The sequence below is a fragment of the Bradyrhizobium sp. ISRA430 genome (assembly GCF_029909975.1).
Classification (GTDB): domain Bacteria; phylum Pseudomonadota; class Alphaproteobacteria; order Rhizobiales; family Xanthobacteraceae; genus Bradyrhizobium.
In genome coordinates this window covers 2,370,705-2,387,330 of record NZ_CP094516.1, presented here as the reverse complement: position 1 = coordinate 2,387,330, position 16,626 = coordinate 2,370,705, and the positions used below count along the sequence as shown (strand labels likewise).

The 16,626-nt window shown below is 64.7% G+C and carries 16 protein-coding genes; 10 read left to right on the top strand and 6 right to left on the bottom strand.

The genetic code is table 11. The annotated features are described in order from the left end of the window. Positions 1–171: 171 nt before the first annotated feature. Positions 172–1,788, top strand: coding sequence for a helicase HerA-like domain-containing protein (locus MTX21_RS11770; protein ID WP_280964972.1), 1,617 nt, complete (start codon positions 172–174; stop codon positions 1,786–1,788). 198 nt (positions 1,789–1,986) lie between these two features. Further along, entirely contained in the window at positions 1,987–3,381 is a 1,395-nt protein-coding gene (locus tag MTX21_RS11765; protein ID WP_280964971.1) for a M20/M25/M40 family metallo-hydrolase, read from the top strand. Positions 3,382–3,607: 226 nt separating this feature from the next. Here the strand turns inward: MTX21_RS11765 and MTX21_RS11760 are convergent, their stop codons facing one another. Both MTX21_RS11760 and MTX21_RS11755 read right to left on the bottom strand, forming a co-directional pair. Next, positions 3,608–4,387 carry a class II aldolase/adducin family protein gene (locus MTX21_RS11760; protein ID WP_280964970.1) on the bottom strand — a complete coding sequence of 260 codons (780 nt, stop codon included), beginning with the start codon at positions 4,385–4,387 and terminating at the stop codon, positions 3,608–3,610. Between the two features lie 250 nt (positions 4,388–4,637). Then, the gene (locus tag MTX21_RS11755) at positions 4,638–6,287 is read right to left on the bottom strand and encodes a glycosyltransferase family 39 protein (protein ID WP_280964969.1); all 1,650 of its coding nucleotides are present in this window, start codon (positions 6,285–6,287) and stop codon (positions 4,638–4,640) included. Between the two features lie 311 nt (positions 6,288–6,598). Between MTX21_RS11755 and MTX21_RS11750 the strand changes: the two genes are divergently transcribed. Together MTX21_RS11750 and MTX21_RS11745 are read left to right on the top strand one after the other, a co-directional pair. Continuing rightward, entirely contained in the window at positions 6,599–7,477 is an 879-nt protein-coding gene (locus MTX21_RS11750) for a DUF308 domain-containing protein (protein ID WP_280964968.1), read from the top strand. 161 nt (positions 7,478–7,638) lie between these two features. Next, positions 7,639–8,052 carry a MucR family transcriptional regulator gene (locus MTX21_RS11745; RefSeq protein ID WP_280964967.1) on the top strand — a complete coding sequence of 138 codons (414 nt, stop codon included), beginning with the start codon at positions 7,639–7,641 and terminating at the stop codon, positions 8,050–8,052. Positions 8,053–8,059: 7 nt separating this feature from the next. On the opposite strand, the gene MTX21_RS11740 is transcribed toward MTX21_RS11745, so the two are convergent. Continuing rightward, a complete protein-coding gene (locus tag MTX21_RS11740) occupies positions 8,060–8,488 on the bottom strand; it encodes a SufE family protein (RefSeq protein ID WP_280964966.1) in 429 nt (142 codons plus the stop codon). A gap of 70 nt (positions 8,489–8,558) precedes the next feature. Next, complete coding sequence (locus MTX21_RS11735) at positions 8,559–8,993, bottom strand: DUF5330 domain-containing protein (protein WP_280964965.1); 435 nt, start codon at positions 8,991–8,993, stop codon at positions 8,559–8,561. 366 nt (positions 8,994–9,359) lie between these two features. Here MTX21_RS11735 and MTX21_RS11730 point away from each other — a divergent pair, with 366 nt between their 5' ends. The 4 genes from MTX21_RS11730 (at position 9,360) to MTX21_RS11715 (ending at position 13,415) form a co-directional block, all read left to right on the top strand. After that, positions 9,360–11,234, top strand: a complete 1,875-nt coding sequence (locus MTX21_RS11730) for a PAS domain-containing sensor histidine kinase (RefSeq protein WP_280964964.1) — start codon at positions 9,360–9,362, stop codon at positions 11,232–11,234. Beyond that, positions 11,227–11,928 (top strand): peptidoglycan-binding protein, encoded by a 702-nt coding sequence (locus tag MTX21_RS11725; protein WP_280964963.1) that lies wholly within the window; start codon positions 11,227–11,229, stop codon positions 11,926–11,928. Before MTX21_RS11730 ends, MTX21_RS11725 begins: the two co-directional genes overlap by 8 nt. A gap of 58 nt (positions 11,929–11,986) precedes the next feature. Next, the gene (locus tag MTX21_RS11720) at positions 11,987–12,331 is read left to right on the top strand and encodes a DUF1491 family protein (protein ID WP_280964962.1); all 345 of its coding nucleotides are present in this window, start codon (positions 11,987–11,989) and stop codon (positions 12,329–12,331) included. A 124-nt stretch (positions 12,332–12,455) separates the two neighbouring features. After that, positions 12,456–13,415, top strand: coding sequence for an IS5 family transposase (locus MTX21_RS11715; RefSeq protein WP_280964961.1), 960 nt, complete (start codon positions 12,456–12,458; stop codon positions 13,413–13,415). Positions 13,416–13,560: 145 nt separating this feature from the next. Here the strand turns inward: MTX21_RS11715 and MTX21_RS11710 are convergent, their stop codons facing one another. Beyond that, positions 13,561–14,535 carry a DUF2336 domain-containing protein gene (locus MTX21_RS11710; RefSeq protein ID WP_280964960.1) on the bottom strand — a complete coding sequence of 325 codons (975 nt, stop codon included), beginning with the start codon at positions 14,533–14,535 and terminating at the stop codon, positions 13,561–13,563. A 252-nt stretch (positions 14,536–14,787) separates the two neighbouring features. On the opposite strand from MTX21_RS11710, the gene MTX21_RS11705 reads away from it, so the two are divergent. Together MTX21_RS11705 and MTX21_RS11700 are read left to right on the top strand one after the other, a co-directional pair. After that, positions 14,788–14,976 (top strand): hypothetical protein, encoded by a 189-nt coding sequence (locus MTX21_RS11705; protein WP_280964959.1) that lies wholly within the window; start codon positions 14,788–14,790, stop codon positions 14,974–14,976. Positions 14,977–14,992: 16 nt separating this feature from the next. Continuing rightward, positions 14,993–15,754: a hypothetical protein gene (locus tag MTX21_RS11700; RefSeq protein WP_280964958.1), complete on the top strand. Its 762-nt coding sequence runs from the start codon at positions 14,993–14,995 to the stop codon at positions 15,752–15,754. On the opposite strand, the gene MTX21_RS11695 is transcribed toward MTX21_RS11700, so the two are convergent. Next, entirely contained in the window at positions 15,738–16,613 is an 876-nt protein-coding gene (locus tag MTX21_RS11695) for a LysR family transcriptional regulator (protein WP_280964957.1), read from the bottom strand. The genes MTX21_RS11700 and MTX21_RS11695 overlap by 17 nt on opposite strands. Positions 16,614–16,626: the final 13 nt, after the last annotated feature.

The window sequence follows — 16,626 nt, the reverse complement described above, 5'->3', positions numbered from 1 at the left end:
TTGCGAACCTATCGTTCCGACTTTGGGCGGATGTCATGCACTCATTCTCCGACAATGTCGCATGCACGCGGCGAACCGTTTAACCGGCTCGCAACATGGGTTAAACTACGGAACTGACGCGTTTGCGTTTCAATACGCGAAACATGCTGAGACAAATGAGGCAAGAGACTGATGACGGCACAGGACAGCAAGCTCGGCGATACCGGCGAGAAGATTTTCGTCGGCAAGGGAGACGAGCAGGCCTGGCTGACGCTGGCGCTCGCCAATCGCCACGGCCTCGTCACCGGTGCAACTGGAACCGGCAAGACGGTCACGCTGCAAGTCATGGCGGAAGGATTTGCCCGCGCCGGTGTTCCGGTTTTCGCAGCCGATATCAAGGGCGATCTCTCCGGCATCTCCGAGGTCGGCGAGACCAAGGATTTCATCCTCAAGCGTGCCGCAGAAATAGGGCTGACATTTCAGCCGGACCAGTTCTCGACGGTGTTCTGGGACGTGTTCGGCGAGCAAGGCCACCCGGTCCGTGCAACCGTCACCGAGATGGGGCCGCTCCTCCTGGCACGGATGCTCGATCTCAACGACGTGCAGGAGGGCGTGCTCAACGTCGCCTTTCGTGTCGCCGACGAAAACGGCCTGCCTATCCTCGACATGAAAGACCTGCGGTCACTGCTGGATGCGATCGTCCCCGATAGCGGCAAGAAGGGGCCGGACGCCGAAGAGGATCCGCTCGCGCCGATCAGGAAAGCTGCCCAGGGTTTTGGCAACGTCACCAAGGCCACCGTCGGCACCATTCAGCGCCAGCTCCTCGTGCTGGAAAACCAGGGCGGCACCAAATTCTTCGGCGAGCCGGCGCTGTCGCTGAAGGATTTCATGAAGACCGACCGCGACGGACGCGGCATGATCAACATCCTTGTCGCCGACAAGCTGCTCCAGAGCCCACGGCTCTATGCGACATTCCTGCTCTGGATGCTGTCGGAGCTGTTCGAGGAGTTGCCCGAGGCCGGCGACCTGCCCAAGCCGAAGCTGGTGTTCTTCTTCGACGAGGCGCATCTGTTGTTCAACGACGCGCCGAAGGCGCTGATGGACAAGATCGAGCAGGTGGTGCGGCTAATCCGCTCGAAAGGCGTCGGCGTCTACTTCGTGACGCAAAATCCGATCGACGTGCCCGACCGCGTGCTGGGGCAGTTGGGCAACCGGGTGCAGCATGCGCTACGCGCCTTTACCCCGCGCGACCAGAAAGCTGTTGCCGCTGCGGCCCAGACCTTCCGGCCCAACCCGAAGCTCGACACCGCCAAGGTGATCATGGAGCTCGGGAAGGGCGAAGCGCTGGTGTCCTTCCTCGAAGGCAATGGCACGCCGGCGATGGTCGAGCGGGTGATGATCCGGCCGCCGTCGGCACGCATCGGGCCGATCACGCCGGAGGAGCGCAAGGCGATCATGGATGCAAGCCCAGTGAAGGGCAAATACGACACTGCGATCGATTCCGAATCCGCCTATGAGATCCTGCAGAAGCGCATTGCCGGCACGGCCGTAACGGCGAACGGCGCGGGAGGCGGCGGCGGCATTCTCGGCCAGATCGGCTCGATCGTCGGCACCATCTTCGGCACTAACACCAGGCGCGGCCGGCTGACGACAGGCCAGCGTATCGCGCGCGACGTGACGCGCACGGTCACCGACAAGGTGGTCGGCGGCGTCGTGGCCGATCTCGGCAAGTCGGTCGGCGGCCAGCTTGGCGGTTCGGTCGGCCGCGCCCTCGTCCGCGGCGCCCTTGGCGGATTGCTGCGGCGATAGGCGGGAAGGCAGAGACTTTCCTTAAAACGGTTTTCTATGCGGGCGTAGTTCACCTCGCGGGGCAACAATCTCGCGACCACGGCTGTCCTCGCCGCTGTGCTGGTCCGGCACATCCGCCATCCGCCGGTTGCGCTGGCTCCGACGGCGCAGCGGCGCTAAAACCGCAGGCCTCTCGGGACCACAGCCAGGAACACGACAATGCCCAACGCGCAGCTTCAGTCCGTGCTCGACCATATCGACAAGGATTTCGACAACAGCCTCGAGCGCCTGTTCGCGCTGCTGCGGATCAAGTCGATCTCGGCCGACCCGGCCTTCGCCAATGATTGCAAGGCGGCGGCCGAGCATCTGGCGAAGGACATCGCAGGCCTCGGCGTCGCGACCGAGGTCCGGCCGACCGCCGGTCATCCCGCCGTCGTCGGTCGAAGCAAGGCGGGCGGGCGGCCGCATGTGCTGTTCTACGGCCACTACGACGTGCAGCCGGTCGATCCGCTCGATCTCTGGCACCGTCCGCCGTTCGAGCCCGTCGTCACCGATCACGCTGACGGCCGCAAGATCATCGTTGCGCGCGGGGCCGAGGACGACAAAGGGCAGGTGATGACCTTCGTCGAGGCCTGCCGCGCCTGGAAGAAGGTGACGGGTTCGCTGCCGATCGACATCACCTTCCTGATCGAGGGCGAGGAGGAGGTCGGCTCGAAGAACTTCGTACCCTTCATCGAAACCAACAAGGATGAGTTCAAGGCCGACTACGTGCTGGTCTGCGACACCGGCATGTGGGACCAGAATACGCCGGCGATCACGACGTCGCTGCGCGGCCTGCTCTATGAAGAGGTGAAGATCACCGCCGCCAATCGCGACCTGCATTCCGGTGTGTTCGGCGGCACCGCGATGAACCCGATCCGCTTGCTGACCAAAATTCTCGGCGGATTGTTCGACGACGACAACCGTATCACCATTCCCGGCTTCTATGATGGCGTAAAGGATACGCCGCCGGACGTCCTTGAGCAGTGGAAGAAGCTCGACTTCACGCCGGCGACGTTCCTCAAGCCGGTTGGGCTGTCGATCCCCGCTGGCGAGAAGGGCAGGCTCCTGGTCGAGCAAGCCTCCACGCGTCCGACTTGCGATGTCAACGGCATCTGGGGCGGCTATATCGGCGAAGGCTCCAAGACGGTGATCCCCTCGCACGCATCGGCCAAGGTATCGTTCCGGCTGGTCCAGGGGCAGGATCCCCAAAAGATCCGCAAGGCTTTCCGCGATTACGTATCGGCGCGGATCCCGGGGGATTGCAAGGTCGAGTTCGGCGACCATTCCGCCGCGCCCGCGGTCGCGCTCGACTGGAACATGAAGCCGCTCGCCGCCGCCAGGAAGGCACTGACCGACGAATGGGGCAAAGAGACCGTGCTGATGGGCTCGGGCGCCTCGATCCCGATCGTCGCCGATTTCAAGCGCACGCTTGGGCTGGACTCGCTACTGGTCGGCTTCGGCCTCGACGACGACAACATCCACTCGCCGAACGAGAAGTACGATCTGAAAAGTTTTCAGAAGGGCATCCGCTCCTGGGCCCGTATCCTCGCGGCGCTGGCGGAGGTGAAGTAGGCACCGCGCAAATGTGTAGGGTGGGTTAGCGAAGCGCAAGCCACCTCCGCTTGCGCGGCGACAGAAGTGGTGGGTTACGCCTGGCGGACTGCGCTTCGCGCAGCCGCGGGGCTAACTCACCCTGCGAAGGCGCACAAAATAAAAACGCCGCCCGGGATTGGACGGCGTTTCATTCCAAAATGTGCAGAGGTAGTTGACCGCTACTCTACACCAAATCCCGAAAATCTCAAGTCCTGTAGCCCGGATTGACGCGGTCGAGCTTGCGCAGCAACGGCGGCCACACCAGGTTGGTGGCACGCAGCTCGGCGCGATCACGGTTCGACAATAACTCGGTGTTCTTGTCGATCGCGGTCTCGTCGACCGGATAGACCGGTGTGCCCAGCGCGCGCGTGCGCACCTGCATCGAGCAGGCGCGCTCGAGGTGGTACATGCGCTCGAAGGCGGAGGCGACCGAGCGGCCGACCGTCAGCGTGCCGTGGTTGCGCAGGAGCATGTGGTTGTGATTGCCGAGATCTTTCTGCAACCGTGGCCGCTCGTCGTGATCGAGTGCAATACCTTCATAGTCGTGATAAGCGAGGTCGTGAGTCACGAGCTGCGCGGTCTGGTTCAGCGGCAGGAGGCCCTCGGCGCTGCTGGAGACCGCGGTGCCATCGAGCGTGTGAAGATGTAGCACGCAGATCGCGTCCTCGCGGACCTCGTGAATCGCCGAATGGATGGTGAAGCCGGCCGGGTTGATGCTGTACTCGCTTTCGGTGAGCTGGTTGCCGTGCAGGTCGACCTTGACGAGGCTCGACGCCGTGATCTCGTCGAACATCAGTCCGTAGGGGTTGATGAGGAAGTGATGGTCCGGTCCGGGCACACGCGCTGAGATGTGGGTGTCGACCAGGTCGTCCCAGCCATAGAGCGCGACGAGGCGGTAGCAGGCGGCGAGATTGACCCGTTGCTGCCACTCCGCCTCCGTCATGTTCGACGGCACTTCCTTCAGGCGCGCTTCCGCTGGCGACATGGCTGGTCTCTCCGAACATCGTTGTTGCGGGAAGGAAGCGTAGTCTCGCAAGCTGCCGCCAGCAAGGCACCCGATGCGCAGCAGTCAAGCGTAGCCCGCATGGAGCCAACGGGTCGGCGCAAAGCGCCGCCCGATGACAGGCTCCGCGGAATGCGGGGAGTCTGGCTGTCCCGGATTTCGCTTCGCTCCATCCGCGTTACGGAGCCTGGATGATGGATCGGCTGCAATGACAGCCGACCCGACAAGATTGTTACGGCGCCGGGATCGACAGCAGGCTGGAAATGCTGCGGCCGCGGATGTCGTAGACGCGGGCGAACACCACGTCGTCGCGCTTGATCTCGACCATGACGGGGGCAGTGAGACCCTTGCAGTAGAACTCGCCGAGCGTCATCGCGAAATCGGCGGCGTTGGAGTCCCAGCCGATGGTGAAATCGGGTCCGAGCGCGACCTGCGCCGGACGCTGCGGACCGCACACCGCGACCTTCCATTTGCGATTACGCGGCGGCACCTCCTGGCGCTCGATCAACTGCTCGCGCAACTCGTCGGAGGCCTGCTTCAGCGCCAGGCCCCAATAGTCGAGCATGAAGCGGTCGTCGGCGCCGCGCACGGTGCCGGCGATGTAGTTGAAGTGGGTGTATTGATAGGGATGCAGCCGGATCATCTCGGCGAGTGGCAGCGCAAGGCCGAAGCAGAACGTGGCGACCACGGCCGGCTGCCAGGCGCGGTGATTGGCGCGCAGGCGCTCCATGGCCCAGGCGAAGGCAACGCCCCCGAGCACCGCCATCGGCGGGATCACGAAGACGAAATGGCGGATGCCGTTGTAGAGCGCCGGCCGCTTCACCATCGCGATCGCGAGCGGCAGCGTCGCCGCCAGCGTGAGCATCAGCATGATGGTCTTGCGGCGCGCCGGAACCTCGCGGCGCGGCAGCAGGGCGAAGGTGCCGATCACGGCGCCGATCGTCAGCACCAGCATCACCTCGGGAAGCTGGAGCGCGAACAGCGTCGGCAGATAGGACCAGGGCATGTCCGGCACGGACACGATCGCGCCGTCGAACATCTCCTTCCACGGCTTTTCGAAGAAGTGCGAGAAGTAGGTCAATGCCTCGAAGGGATTGCCGGGCTGCATGATCGACCACGGCCAGATCAGGCCCATCACAAGATAGCCGAGCACGAGGCCGGGCAGCAGCACATAGATGACATGGGCGAAGCGGCGGACCGCTTCGTGCGCGCCTTCGATACGCAGCTCTTCCAGGAACATCGGCACGAAGCCGACCATGGCATAAACCAGCGCAAGGCCGCCGAGAATGCGCGAGCCGATCGACAGGCCGGCGCCGAGGCCGACGATCAGGATCGTGCGCGGCGAGGGCTGCGGATATTCCTCGGCGAGCCGCACCAGGCCCAGCATCAGGATGATCATCGCCACCGCGAAGGGCGCATCCTTCGGGTTCATGAACATGTGGCCGTAGAAGATCGGGCACAGCGCGAGCAGGAGCAGCGCCGCAAGTCCGGCGAGCGGTCCGCCGATGCGGCGGCCGAGCCGCCATGTCACGGCGAGCCCGATGACGCCCACGATCGCACCGACCAGACGGCGCGTCTCGAACAGCTCGAGCGGTAGGATCTTGTGCAGGAGAGCCGCGGCCATGTCGAAGCCGCCGCCATACATATAGAGGTTGGCGAAAGACAGCGCCGCGGTGTCCTTGTAGCCGGAACCGAACATGCGCAACAGGAGGTCGGCATATTCGGCGTGAGTGTAATCGTCCCAGCCGAGCCCGTAGTCGCGGAAAGTCAGGCCCGCAATGACAGCGACCGCCGCCAGCACCAGCATGGCGAGATCGTCGCATGTCCGTTCAATCGAGCGCCGCGCAGGCGTGTCGATCGCCGAGGTCGTTATGGACGTCATGGCTATCGGTGACCCGGAATCCCCTCTTGGCCCTGCTGGTGCGCGCGGGCCTGTTCCCCGGAATCCCTATAGCGCAGTTCCATTACCAAGTAATTGGGCATTATGGCTAAATTCCTGATGCGACGCAGCAATTTCCAGCTTTCGCAGCATTCTAGTGCTAGCGAACCGATGCTGAAGGGAATGTGAATAAGTCTCTGATTTCCTTCCTTTAAGGAACGGTGGCGGCAATTGGCCGTTGGCGAGGTACGCAATATGACGGTATCGTGGCGCGACGGGTGTCGCGAGCGGATCGGCGGCCGGGGGTGTGTTCGATGACGTTGGCATTGTTGATCGCGGGGATCGTCGCTGTCGTGGCGGGCCTCCTTGCGATCCTTTTTGGCATCCCGATCAAGGAATTCGGTTTCGGCAACACGCTGATACTTGTCGGCGCAATCGGCGTCTGCTCCGGAATGTTACTGATGGGCCTCTACGTCGTGGTCCTGGAACTGAAGAGCATCGCCCGGCGCCTTGCGAACCTGACAGCGCCGTCGGACGTCCGGGTCCGGCCCGTGCTGCCGCCGGGCCTCGCGCCGGCCGGCGTGCCAATGGCCGAGGCGGCGTCCGCGCCAGCAATGAAGGCCGAGCCGCCGCCGTCGCCCGTTGCGCCCCCGCCATGGCTCGACGACGCCGCACGCGAGCGGTCGCGCGCCGAGGCGCCATCCGCTCCGGAAGTGCCCGCGCCGCCGCCCGCGACTCCCGAGGCGCCACGGCGGCGCAACCTGCTGTTTGCCTCGACCTCGCGCAAGGAGCGCGAGCGCGCCCAGGGCAAGGCTGCCGAAGGCCTGCCGCCGCAACCGCCTGCCGAGCCTGCGACCCCCGCTGCGCCGGAGGCGCCGCCTGCGAGCTTCGACGATGCCTGGCCGAAGCCCGACCGGATGCGGCCGGCCGAGCCCGCAGCGTCGCGTCGTCCGGCGCCACCGCCGCGCTCGCCCTCGGCCTTCACCGAAGCTGCTCCGCCCGCGTCCGAATCTCCGCCGCCTCCGCCAGCTCCGGCCGAGCAGCCACCCGTCACCGTGCTCAAATCCGGCGTCGTCGACGGCATGGCCTATTCGCTTTATTCCGACGGATCGATCGAAGCGCAGATGCCGGAGGGCATGATGCGCTTCGCCTCGATCGACGAATTGCGCGCCCATCTCGACCAGCGCTCCTGACGCCTTGGGCGATCAAGTAAAGCGCTGGGGTTGTTGTCATTCCACCAGTAACCAGCCCATATTGGCCAGTCGTCGTATTTGAGCCGAACGTATTGTTGACAGAGAATACTTAGGCGTCGCCAATCCAGCGCGACGAAGCCAGATTGGAGAGGGGGCGAGCCATGTCGGATGCTGGCGGCAAAAATTTCATCGAGCTGACGGCGAACATCGTGTCGGCCTATCTCAGCAACAATCCGACACCCGCCGGCGAGATTCCGAATCTCATCAGCCAGGTGCATGGCGCCTTGGTGCGGGTCTCCGCGGGCCGAACCGAGGCGCTGCTCGAGCCGGCGAAACCGGCGGTCTCGCTGAAGAAGTCGATCGCGCCGGACTATCTGGTGTGTCTGGAGGACGGCAAGCGCTTCAAGTCGCTGAAGCGCCATCTGCGCACCCAGTACAACATGACGCCGGAACAATACCGCGAGAAATGGGGCCTGCCGGCCGACTATCCTATGGTCGCGCCGAACTATGCGGTGGCGCGCTCGCAACTGGCGAAGCAGATGGGGCTCGGGCAGCAGCAGCGGAAACGGAAATAGCGCCGCTTCAGGAGGCTTCGGCGAGCGCCTCTCTCGCGTCGACCCGGATCCGTTCGACCATCGAGCGCAGGCCATTGGAACGCTGCGGCGTCAGGTGCTCGCGAAAGCCGAATTCGTCGAACACCGCGATCGCGTCGGTCGACAGGATCTCTTGCGGCGTGCGGCCTGAATAGAGCGAAAGCAGGATCGCGACGAGCCCGCGCACGATATGCGCGTCGCTGTCGCCGAGATATTTCAGGACTGGCGCGCCGTTGCCGCGCTCGATGCTCTTGGACAGCCAGACCTGGCTGACGCAGCCCTGCACCTTGTTCTCGGCCGAGTGCAACGCCTCGGACATCGGTTCCAAGGTGCGGCCGAGCTCGATGACGTAGCGGTAGCGGTCGTCCCAGTCGTCCAGTATCTCGAAATTATCCCTGATTTCGTCAATCGTCGTCATAGTCGGCCCGTGGATCCCTGTTCCCGCCAATATAGGGACGCGAAGGCGCGAAATCGATAGGGTTTGGGCTCTAATTCGCCGCTGCTGGCCCGCGCCATTCCAGCGCGAGGTCGTCCTGGGTCAGGGTGTCGGGCGGCGCCTCGCTCGCGGCCGTATCGCCTTCGCCGGCCATCGCGATCGAGCCGGTGTGGTCGGGCGCCTTCTTCTCGTTCTTTTCGTTCTTGTCGTTGGTGATCTGCTCTTTCTTGTCGTTGATGATCTGGTACAGCTTGCGCGCGCCGTCCTGGGCGCGCTGGCCTATGATGGTCGCCGCCTGTCCGCCGACCTCGCAGGCCGCCGGTTGGCGCTTGCAGAACTGGCTCATGTCCGAAACGGCCGCGGTCGCAGCCTGCACGGCATCGGCGGCGCCGAGCTGCGGCAGCTTCTCCGATTCGGGCGTCTTGTCCCGCGGCAGGAGCACCAGCACCAGCCCGAGCCAGAATGTGATGCGGAGCAGAAAGCGCATCTTGCGACCTGTAGGTTAGATCCCGCCCGCGGCGGTCCCCGCACGCGTCCGATCTAGCAATCCTCGATAAATCGCAAGTGATTGCCTTGAGCTTAATTCTTGGAAAATTGACGCAAATTTCCTGGCGGCCGACAGTCTCGTAAATTTTCGATTGACGGCGCCTGCGCGTCCACCAATTCGAAACCATGAGGGTTGCAGCGAAACCCCGCGTTCACCATCCCTGTCGAAGACCTCGTCAAATCGTCTAAAAATGTCCGCGATCACGCGGTGTTCGGCGGCGAGGGCAGCCGCCTTAGCGTTCGTTTAATGTCACTCTGACACGGTGGCTCAACGATAAGGAGGCGTTCCGGCGCGTCTTTTCGACGAATGAGCCGAAGCGCGAGACCCGTGACAGTTTTGAGTATCATCCGCGATTGTCTCGATGCACTGCTGCATCCCTCTGCGCGTTACGATGCGCTGACGCGGGCGCGCCACCGTGCCTTCATGGCGCCGCGGCTGCTCGGCAGCCTGGCCGCCTTCGCCGCCTTTCCCGTCTATCTTGCCATGCGTGGCGCGCCGAGCGCGATCGAAGTCGCGGCGTTCGCATGGCTGATCGCACCGATCCTGCTGTCGTGGTTTCTGTCGCGCACGGGCCATTATGAAGGTGCGCATGTGCTGTCGTCGCTGGCACTCGCCGGCCTGATCATGGCGGTCGTGGCCACGACCGGCGGCATCGAATCCTTTGCCGCGATCTGGCTGGTCGCGGTTCCACTCGAAGCCGCATTGTCGGCCTCGCGCCGCGCCGCGGCCTTTGCCTCGCTGCTCGCCCTGTCCTGTGCGGGGATGCTGATCCTTGTCAGCCAGTTCGGCTGGCTTCCGCCGGCAGAACCGAGCGCCATGGAACGCGGCGTCTACTTGGCATTCGGTGTCGCCTCGGCGACGCTCTACGCCGCGGGCCTCGCCTTTGGCGCGGAATCGCTGGCGCGCACGAGCGTCGCGCTCTTGTCGCGTGAAGAGGGGCGTTACCGGCTGCTGGCGCGCAATATGAGTGATGTCATCTCGCGGCATCAGCGCGGCGGCGCGGTGCAGTTCATCTCGCCGGCGGCCGAGAGCATGCTCGGGATTCCGGTTGCACAACTGCTCGGCCACGGTCTGTTCGACCGCGTCCATGTCGCCGATCGTCCGGCCTATCTCACCGCACTGTCGGATGCAGCGCGTGGCGAGGTCCGCAGCGTCGAGTTCCGGCTGCGGCGCGACAATGCGGGGCCCGAACGCGGCCAGGTCGATTTCCTCTGGGTCGAGATGCGTTGCCGGCCGCTCGATCAGGAGTCGGCGCGCGACATGGCGTGCGAAGCGGAGGTCGTCGCGGTGATGCGCGACGTTACCGATCGCAAGAACCAGGAGCAGGCGCTCGAAGAGGCGCGTAGCGCCGCTGAAGCCGCCGATGCCGCCAAGACGCGCTTCCTCGCCACCATGAGCCACGAACTGCGCACGCCGCTCAACGCCATCATCGGATTCTCGGAGATGATCGCGCAGGAGCAGAGCTTGATGCTCGGCGCAGCCCAGCGCAAGGAATATGCCCAGCTCATCAACGATTCCGGCCAGCACCTGCTGTCGGTCGTCAACGGCATCCTCGACATGTCGAAGATGGAGTCGGGAAATTTCGAGATTTCGTCGGAGCCATTCGCGCCGCGTGGCGCGCTGCTTCATTGCTGCAATCTACTCGCGCTGAAGGCGCGGGAGAACGGCATCGATCTGATCACCGATGCGCCGCAGGACCTGCCGATGATGACCGGCGACCCGCGCGCCTTCAAGCAGATCGTGCTCAACCTCGTCGCCAATGCCATCAAATTCACCGAGCGCGACGGTCAGGTCACGGTCGCCGCCGCGGCGTCCGCCTCGCAGCTCACACTTCGCATCAGCGACACCGGCGTCGGCATCGCGCCCGATGACCTCAAGCGCATCGGCGCGCCGTTCTTCCAGGCCGGCAAGACCTATCAACGCCGCCACGAAGGCACGGGCCTCGGCCTTTCGATCGTGAAGAGCCTCGTGGCGTTGCATCTCGGCGAATTGACGGTACAAAGCAGGCTCGGCGAGGGCACGGCCGTCACGGTCAAGCTGCCGCTCGTCTACACGCCGCCGCAAGTCAAGCCGCCCGAGAGCAACATCGCGACGTTGACGCCGGCGCCGCGCCAGGAAACGCAAGACCAAACTCAAGACCACCCCCAGGACCAACCTGCTCTGGTGAAGAAAAGTGCCTAGAAAGTCTGCAAAGGACGCTGCCGCTCCGCGCCGCCGTGGCGCCAAGGCTGCTGTTGTCGATATCGAGACCGAGCGCAATCTCGCGATGCGGATTCTGCTGCACAGCCCCAAGGACACGCTGGCCGGCTTCGTCGCTATCGCCGCTGTCTGCGCCATCATCGGCAATGCGCTATTTCTCCAGACCGGCCGGCATCCGGCGCCGATGTTCGGAACCGTGATCAATCTGCCCGCGCCATCGTCCGCTGCGCTGTCGAGCCCGCTTCCGCGGCCGCGTCCGGTCGGCGCCGATATGTCGCCGCTCGAGCCGAAACCGACTGAATTTCGCGTCGAACCGAAGCCTGCAGAGAGGGCGCCGGAGAAACCGGTCGAGGCGACCGCATCGACGCCGAGATCGGGCGATCCTATGACCAATCTGGTCAAGGCCACGACGTCGACGCCGCCATCCGTCGCCATCGCCCGACCGCCGGCGCCGATCCCGGTGCCGCAGAGCCCTGCGGCGCGACGCATCGCCGGCGTCCAGCGCGCGCTGTCCGAATATGGCTACGGCCAGTTGAAGGTCACGGGGACGATGAGCGGCGAGACCCAGTCCGCGATCCAGAAGTTCGAGCGCGAGCACAGGATGGCCGTTACCGGGCAGGTGTCTGATCGCCTGTTGCGCGAGCTCGCGGCCGCGATCGGGCACCCCGTCGAATAATCGTCATCGTTGCGCGCAGGCTGGTGCCGACCCCGGCGCTGGCCTATCTATCCTGCTCATGAGATTGAAATCCAGCATCTGGGTGGCGGCTTACTTGCGCCGTTGCCAAACCGAGGGCGTGTTCGGCGCGGTACGCCGTCGCGGCGCCGAAGAGGCGGGCGCGGTGTTCGTGAAGGTCTCGCTGCTTGACGGTAATGCGATGCTGTACGTGCCGGCGCCGCAGACCGTCTATGAGGACGGCCGGCCGGTCGATCGCTTCTTCGTGCCCGTTGCGCCGCAGCCTCAGCCGGAGCAGTCCGTCGAGGACCGCCTGACCAAGGAAATCCGCTTCGACCCCGACGCCTGGATCGTTGAGACCGAGGACCGCGCGGGGCGGCATTTCCTGGAGCTGGCGAAGACCTGATTGGGCGGATATCAATCTCAATTGAGCCAGCGCGGCGAGGAACGTGCTTCACCTCTCCCTGCTGGGGCCTGTTGCGTAATCCCACGACTGTGATTCTGTAGGGCAGAGCCCTGGAGGACTGACGATGGCGGTGAAGCAGACGGGGCAGCCGAGTTTTATTGAGGCGTGGCTGCCGAAGGGAGCCGGTGCCAATGCGGCGCTGGATCGGTTGTCGAGCTTGGTCAAATGGTACCGGTTCGAGAAGCTGATGGCGCATTTGCGGGATGAAGGAAGCCCTGGCCGCCCGGGCTATCCGGTGCTGGTGCTGTTTCGCGCGCTGCTGTTGCAGTCGCTCTATGGTCTTTCGGAGCGCGAGCTCGAGGAGGCGCTGGGGGACCGCTTGTCGTTCAAGCGCTTCGTGGGTCTCAGTCTCGAAGATGCGACGCCTGATCACACGGTCCTGAACCGCTTCCGGAACCAGCTTGTTGAGCAAGGGCTGCTGGACAAGCTGTTTGGTGAGCTCGATCGTCAGCTTGAGAATGCTGGTGTCATCCTGAAGCGCGGCACGATGCTGGATGCGACATTGATCCAGGCGGTGTCAGCGCCTCCGACGCAAGAACAGCCGTCGAAGGATCCCGATGCCCGGTTTGCCAAGCGGCAAGGCAAAAGCGGCTCGACCTTCGGTTACAAGGCTCACATGGGTGTCGATGAGGGCTCCGGCCTGATCCGGTCGGTGCTGACCACGCCCGCCAATATCAACGACACGACGCCTGCGGACGATCTGATCCGCGGCGACGAAGCCGTGGTGTGGGCCGATGCCGCCTATGACACCCATGCCAGGCGGGCCCGGCTGAAAGCTGAAGGCAAAAAGCCCCGCATCGCACGTCGTCCCAACAGGCATCACCCGGAGCTGCCGCCGAGGCTCAAACGCTACAACCTTCTCATCGCCCGACGACGGGCAACGGTGGAGACCACCTTCGCCACCCTCAAACGCCGCATGCGACTGACCTGCATCCGTTATGTCGGTCTTGCCAAAGCAAGCGGGCAAGTCCTGCTCGCCTCCATCGCGTTCAACATGAGGAAATGGGCTGCGATCACAGCCTGAGCCGCCCGCCGAGGGCACCAGCCGACCCCTTCGTCGGCCCGCTACCCCGGCAACCAGCTTCTCCCCTGACCTGTCTCGGCCTCAAAAGCCAGTAGCGCAACAGGCCCTGCTGGGGAGAGGTGACTCACGAGCGGCAGGCTATGCTCTAGCGATCCGAGCCACCCGTGCCGGTTCGCGTCGCGGGGATCGCGCCGGGCTGCATAGTGGGCCGCGGCTGGTTAGCGATTGCACGCGCGCGCTGGCGCTCGCCCTCGTACAGCGAGGACTGGTACTTGGCGCGCGTGACTGCGAGCGTCGAGCCGCGCCAGGCAGCTAGCATCACCAGCGCAGAGCGGTCGCTCAGACGGTCGTAAAGCCGCGACAGCCGGTACACCGTGTTCACCGACGTGCCGATCTCCGGCTTGAAGAACAGCAGGATGCGCTGGAAGTTGGGGCTCGGCATGTCGAGCGCACGTGCGGCGACCGCCAGCGCTTCGCCGCCGGGATCGTCGACGATCTCCGCCGCGACGCGCGAGGGCAGGATCAGGCTGTCGCCGAGCTCGAGGGTGAAGTTCTCGACGTCGTTGGCGATGGCCGCCATCTCCAGGATCTGGATCGCGCGCTTGGCCCGCACGGTCGGAATGCGCGGCGCGGCCTTGAGCGGTGTCTGCGCCAGGTTTTGCAGGATCAGGGCGCGCTCGGATTCGTCGGCGCGAAAGAACATGTCGTGGATATCGGCGGCGTCCGTTGGCTGCATCGCCATGTTCGAGGCCATGCGCAGTTCCGCATCGGTCGGCGTGCGCGCGGGCATGGGAGCCGGCGGCGGCGTGGGGATTTCCCGCGCGAGCGGAATCCGGCGGCCCTCCTGCGCGGCCATCAGCCCGAGCTTCTGCATGATCGGTGCGGGCGTTGCCGGGTAGATCGCAAGCCGCGCCTTGACGGCGGCGCGCGTCGCATCGTCGACCTGATCGATCAGGCGCGTGGCGAGTTCGACGAACTGCCGCTGTTCGTCGTCACTGTGGCTGCTCGCCTGGACATAGAGGTCCGTCAGCACGCGCAGCAGCGTCGGGCGGATATCGACGCCTTCGCGACGGGAGAGGGTCATCAGCCCGTCGAATCCGGGAAACAGCGACTTGGTCATTGAGGCGTACGCAACTTGGAAAGGTCCTTGGACGAGCCTATCGCGGGTTCGTTTAAAGGCTCGTTAAGGAAAACGAGACGTGAAACGCGACGCGCATTTCAGGGTGTTGTCGTGCCGCAACGGGACTGCGCGGCGCGGTCCGTGTGGTTACGGTCCGAACGCCATGTTTACACCTCGTTAACCATGTGCTGATCTTAATGAACCCATGTTGCGGCACCGCCTTCGGTCGCGCGGCAATTGAAGAGAGCTGACATGGGGACCATCATCGAATTTCCGGCCGGTCGCCGGCTCGCCTCGTCGGGGGAAATGGCACCGCGCACGGAAATGGGGACGGTCCTGATCCTTCCCGTGATCCGCATCGAGCGCGAGGCGGATGAGACCAGCGGCGGTCGTGGGCCGGAACAGGGCACAGCGCCAGGGCGCCGTCGTCGCCGTCGCTAGATCCGGCTCTCGTGCAATGCCGGAAACAATCCGCCAGATCCGGTCTCTCTCATCGGCCGTGCTGCTCGCGCTTATCGGTGCAGCGCTTGCGGGCTGCAGCGGCGGCGATTTCGGCCGCACCCGTGCCGACATGCGCAGCGACGACATGCATCGCTGGCTCGGCGCTGAAGTCACCTCGAGCGTCGGCGTGCGCCCCTCGGACTTCCAGCTTACCGAGGAAGAACGCCAACTCCGTGATCTCGCCTATCCCCTGATCGAGCCGCCGCTGTCGCGCCCGGCCTGGAAGAGCGTGTTCGGTGATTACCAGGCGTTGCCGTCGCCCTGGCGGCAGAAGGTCGTGTTCGACCGCACCATGTATGGACGCACCCTGATCGACGAGCCGCATCGCACGCACACCTCGCGCTATGCTCAGCTCATCGAGGACGTGCGCAACGACATCACCCGCTTCGAGCCGTTCTTTGCCAGTGCGATCCGCGTCATCGATCTCGATCGCAAGCGCAATGCCAGCATGGCGCGCGTCTCCGAATTGTCGCCGAAGGAGAGGGCCGATGCGGTCGGGCGCATGCAGGAGAACTCGCTGATCGTCCAGTGGGTGCAGCAGTGCCTCGAGCAGCGCGTCTCGTCCTATCGCTGGGCGCTCGAGCGGCTGGTGATCCACGCGCCCGACGGCATGGCGGCCGATGCCGACCGCCTGATCGGCGAGCTCGCAGCCCAAACCGCCAATCCGCCGGTCGCGGCGCAGCCGTCTTACGGACGTTCGGTTAGCGTGCGCGGCTAGGAGTCTTGCGCGCGCTCGTTTGGCGCGCGATCCGCTTCGACCGAGGCCGTTGCTTCCCAAGCTTCGCGACAAAATCCTTCAGCGCATCCGCCAGCGGCACTGATGCGCGATAGGCGAGCCCGACCTCCCGCCGCACCTTCACCTCGATCTCGCGCACTGCGACGTCCGGATTGCCGCGCGCCACGCCTTCGGGGACGATGGCGATGCCGACGCCGGCCGCGACCAGCGCCATGGCCCAATCCTCGGATTGCGCGATCGCGGCAGGCGGGCGCCGCTGCGCGGTGCGTCCGAAGAATTCGCCTCTCTCGCAGTGGCAGCGATCGATCAGGGGAACATCGGCGAGGTCGGCCGCGCGGAGCCTGTCCTTGAGCGTCAGCGGGTGTGACGGCGGCAGCGCTGCGACGTAGTGTTCGCTCCAGAGCGTGACGAATTGCTCGTCTGCGCGGAGCATGTTCTTCGAAATGATCCGCGCATCGGCGTACTCGTCGCTACCGACGAGGCGGAGCGAAACGTCCGGATGGGCCGTCAGTGGCTTCAACAGGGCGATGGCCCGCGGCGCGTCGAGCGTGCGCATCAGGCCGAGAGTTACCGTGGTCTTCGCGCTCGGCTTCCTGAACAGGCTGCGTGCGGCGTCGGCCTCGTCGATGATGCGGCGCGCGTGGGCGTGAAACTGCTCTGCCGAGGCGGTGGGCGCGACGCCCTTCTTGTGCCGGATGAAGAGAGTCGTCCCGAGCTCGGCCTCCAGATTGGTGATCGCGGTGGAGATCGACGGCTGTGACACGAAGCATGCGCGCGCCGCCGCGGTCAGATTGCGCGCGCGGTAGACAGCGGCGAAGTAGCGAAGTTCGCGGATATCCATAGGGAAGTCCTAT